The 4,115-nt window shown below is 42.3% G+C and carries 5 protein-coding genes; 4 read left to right on the top strand and 1 reads right to left on the bottom strand.

The window, feature by feature from the left end; translation table 11 throughout:
* From GRP75_RS20265 to GRP75_RS20285, 4 genes are all read left to right on the top strand, one after another.
* Positions 1 to 874 (top strand): ABC transporter ATP-binding protein (locus GRP75_RS20265; RefSeq protein WP_160790192.1); only part of this gene is annotated, 874 nt, incomplete at its 5' end.
* Positions 875 to 994: 120 nt separating this feature from the next.
* The gene (locus GRP75_RS20270) at positions 995 to 1,303 is read left to right on the top strand and encodes a hypothetical protein (protein ID WP_025723019.1); all 309 of its coding nucleotides are present in this window, start codon (positions 995 to 997) and stop codon (positions 1,301 to 1,303) included.
* Between the two features lie 319 nt (positions 1,304 to 1,622).
* Positions 1,623 to 1,925 carry a beta-xylosidase family glycoside hydrolase gene (locus GRP75_RS29305; RefSeq protein WP_237449120.1) on the top strand — a complete coding sequence of 101 codons (303 nt, stop codon included), beginning with the start codon at positions 1,623 to 1,625 and terminating at the stop codon, positions 1,923 to 1,925.
* 243 nt (positions 1,926 to 2,168) lie between these two features.
* A complete protein-coding gene (locus GRP75_RS20285; protein WP_160790193.1) occupies positions 2,169 to 2,588 on the top strand; it encodes an ester cyclase in 420 nt (139 codons plus the stop codon).
* Positions 2,589 to 2,703: 115 nt separating this feature from the next.
* Here the strand turns inward: GRP75_RS20285 and GRP75_RS20290 are convergent, their stop codons facing one another.
* The gene (locus GRP75_RS20290) at positions 2,704 to 4,095 is read right to left on the bottom strand and encodes an aminotransferase-like domain-containing protein (protein ID WP_160790194.1); all 1,392 of its coding nucleotides are present in this window, start codon (positions 4,093 to 4,095) and stop codon (positions 2,704 to 2,706) included.
* Positions 4,096 to 4,115: the final 20 nt, after the last annotated feature.

The following is a 4,115-nucleotide window of genomic DNA, read 5'->3' on the forward strand; positions in this document are numbered from 1 at the left end:
GTTTACACAGCCCTTGTCGCAGCTGGCACAGGCCGCAACCAATCTGCAGTCGGCGGCTGCCGCCAGTGAACGTGTATTCGAATTTCTGGGTGAAGAAGAATTGGCAGATGAGCGTCACAAGACCATAAAGATGGACACCGCCAAAGGGGATGTCGAATTCAAACATGTCCGTTTCGGCTATAATACAGATCGTATGATTATCAAGGACTTCTCCATGAAAGCTGAAGCTGGTCAGAAAATTGCCATTGTTGGTCCGACAGGTGCTGGTAAGACCACGCTCGTGAATTTGCTCATGCGGTTTTATGAGCTGAACGATGGAGAAATCTACATTGACGGAACCCCGATCAGCCAATTAACGCGTGAGAATATTCATGAATTATTCTGTATGGTGCTTCAGGATACCTGGCTGTTCGAAGGAACGATTCGTGACAATATCGTCTTTTCCAAAGATCATGTTACCGATGAGCAGGTGGAAGCTGCTAGTAGAGCGGTGGGGCTGCACAGCTTCATTAAAACACTGCCGCAGGGCTATGATACAGTGCTGGACGACAAAGCCAATCTCTCCGCCGGTCAAAAGCAATTGATTACCATTGCAAGAGCGATGATTGAAGATTCACCCATGCTCATTCTGGATGAGGCCACAAGCTCGGTTGATACGCGTACGGAATTGCTGATTCAACAAGCGATGGACCAGCTGACTGTGGGGAAAACCTCCTTTGTGATTGCTCACCGACTTTCGACGATCAAGAATGCGGATCTGATTCTGGTCATGAAGGATGGTGACATTATCGAAATGGGTAACCATGAGGAATTGCTGGCTAAAGGCGGCTTCTATGCTGATCTATACAACAGTCAGTTTGAACATGCATCCTAAAAGTAACTGCTTGAAAACATAATAAATATCCATATAGTTCCATCAGCATTGACATCAGCATGTGGACATTATAAGGTATGAAAGCCAGAATTTCTTAATCATAATTGTGGAGGCAGATCAATGAACCAGCGTTTTCGAATCACCCGTTCCATGCAGGAAAGTCCGGTGGAGCAATCTATTTCCCTGGAGGAGTGCAAAGATTACTTTGCATCCCAGCCAGACTTTTCGTATTCACGAGTGCTTATCATACAAGGTGCTGAGAGCACCATGTCGATCGAGGGAGATTTTTTCATGTGGAAGTATGCTGACGTAGAAATACCTTTTCGCCATTACATGGGGGATGTGTATGTGGCTATTTCCGATGAGGCTGTCGTGCCTAAGATGATTGAAATTGCAACAGATTTGCAAGCAGATGTGGTGGATGGGTGAAGAACTATTCACTATTTTTATTCTGCTGAAGGTTATTGACTTCGTAGTGTATCTTTACAGCAATGGACAGTGCTGATTTCTGAATGCTGACATCAAGTTACATAGATGTCAGCATTTTTTGTTAACCACGCAACTGCAGTGGACATAGTAAAGCTACAAAATGATAGACTTCACCCGCTGATTGCCTCTTATTAGCAGATGTGAGGAAAACGGAGGACCTGATATGTCAATATACTGGGAAGAACAATCCATAACCACAAAATAAATATTCATTGGCTGGATGCTAAGAGACTTAACAGCTGGATCAACGAAAGGGGAGTTGACGGTAAACCCCCAGGATGTGGACCAGGCAGCGAACAATCCGATTACGTCCTACAGCAATATTGCGTATACACTTCGCTTTTATGCAGGAACACATTTTCAGTCGCTCAGGAGTTATGACGGTAAAGAATATGAAGCTATTGTAAATGGCTTAGATACCACGATATTCTCTGATGAATATATCAAGTATGGTGAGTTTACAGGTAGTTTTGTTGGCTTGACCTGTGCCGATCGTGTTAAACATCAACAATATGCTGATTTTGATTTTTTCGAATATAACGTTGATGAAATGAATGAATAAATAAGTATTATTAGTTACCAAATGGTTACTATAGAACATTAAGGTGCCTACTTCACAAAAAACACGAGCGTACTTATTATGAATTTGAAAACCTAAGTTAAATTAATATCGTAACTTTGAAGTCTTTAGTTATCAATTATGATATTGATGTGAGGGAGATTTACTGATCAAGCAGGAACCTTTTACTTCAATGGTGATGGGCACGAAACGAAAAGGATAAAAAATTTTGAAAGGAATTTGAGAATGACAATTGAAGCGAATAAACAACAGATGCACCGGTTTACAGAGTTTATAAATACGGCTAGCGTAAAGCAAGCAGAAGAACTTATTGCCCCAGATGCGATTTTCTATGTCCCAGCACGGGAAGATGCGATGAAGGGACCGGATGGATATCTTGCAATTATCCAAATGATGCGAACTGGCTTCCCTGATATCCAATGGACACTGAAGGAGATGGTTGCTGAAGGCGATAAGGTGGCTGCGCGATTCATTATGCGAGGTACGCACCAAGGCAGTTTCTTCGGTTTTCCTCCAACAGGGAAAACCATCGAGGTTCAAGCGATGAATTTTTATCGATTCTCTGGTGGACAAATTGTAGAAGAATATGGTCAACCCGATATGCTTGGATTACTTCAACAAATTGGCGCTGTTCCAAGTTCGTAGAGGTTCATTTCAATACGACCACTGTTTGTGCTGTGAACATTCGTACTTTGTTATGAAATATAAATAAAATAATGCCTGAGCCTTTGAATGTAGCTATACGCATCAAGACATCAATTCATTCGAGGCTCTCTCTTAAAATCTCTAATCCTCTTCTTAATTCCTCTAAAGAACTAGTGGATGAAAGCGCTACTCTTAGATAATTTTCTTCTGCATTCCCACCGCTCAGAAATCGATTGGAATGAAATACACGAACCCCTTTTTCCAGAAAAAAACCTTCAGAATAAGCTTCGTGCATAACTTTTGGTAAACGTAGCCATCGATAAAAACTCAGTGGATGTCCCCCGTGGAGAGTATTTGGGAAGAATTCAGCAAATAACTGGTTGGCTGTCTCGGCCAATTGTTTTTTCTTCGTAACAATCATATTTGCTTTTCCTGACAGAATCAGCTCAGTTACGATCTCTGCGTCCAAAGAGGATGTTTTGACGTTGACGTTGTATATGGCCTTCATCATTGTGTCTTTGAATGCTTCGTTAAACACGATATAGGCCACTCGAAGACCTGAGCAGATGGATTTGGCGGTGCTACAAATATAAACCGTTTGTTCAGGAAGCAGCTGATACATCGGCTGACCATAATGATCTATAATGTTCGCTGACAAAAAGGCATGAATGTCGTCCTCAATCAGGATCAAATGATGTTTTTGAATGACCTGAGCTAATTCTTTTTTTCGCTTTTCCGGAATTATAATGGTCGTGGGATTAGCGCAGGAAGGCATTAAAAACACACCATGTAAATTCGATTGAGAACATTGGTCTTCCAGAGCTTCAGGTAACATACCATACTCATCCCCTGAAATGGGAACTAGTTTGATACGAAACATTTTGGAGACTTCAATAAAATTGGCATACGTATACTGGTCAACCGCAATTCGGTCCCCGGGTTCAAACAGTGCTAAGAGTGTAATAGCTAATGCATTTTGGGCTCCTGAAACGATCGCCATATGTTCAGTATCGGCCTGGATGCCAAAAGCCTTCATCCAATTGAGAGCAGCCATTTTATGATGCGGGATACCTGCAGGATCATTGTAATTCAATAGCTGTTCCAAATAACTTTTCTCTACCACGTGCTTTAAGGCCTCAGTAACCAGATCATTGGTTTGCTCAAATGAGGCAACAAAACCAAGGTCAATATGTACGTTTGAGGATGGATCTTTTGAAATGGTGACCGACCGAGCCGCGTTGGCTGAAACAAAGGTACCGTTTCCGGTCACACCATGAATTAATCCTTTAAGCTCGCAAAGCTTGTATGCGCGTGTAATCGTTGTGAAGTTCACATCCAAAAAATCGGCCAGCTCCCGCTGAGGGGGAAGTTTTGTACCCGGAGCCAAAAAGCCATGTCTGATGTCATGTTCCAGCAATAGGGCGAGAGAGCGATAAAGCGGTCGTTGCAATCTATCCCTGTCAGGTTTCCACGACATCGGATAATGTTCAAACGAATTAAATGGCATAGCACACCTCACAATATTGT

The sequence above is a fragment of the Paenibacillus sp. OT2-17 genome (genome assembly GCF_009827695.1).
Lineage (GTDB): Bacteria > Bacillota > Bacilli > Paenibacillales > Paenibacillaceae > Paenibacillus > Paenibacillus polymyxa_B.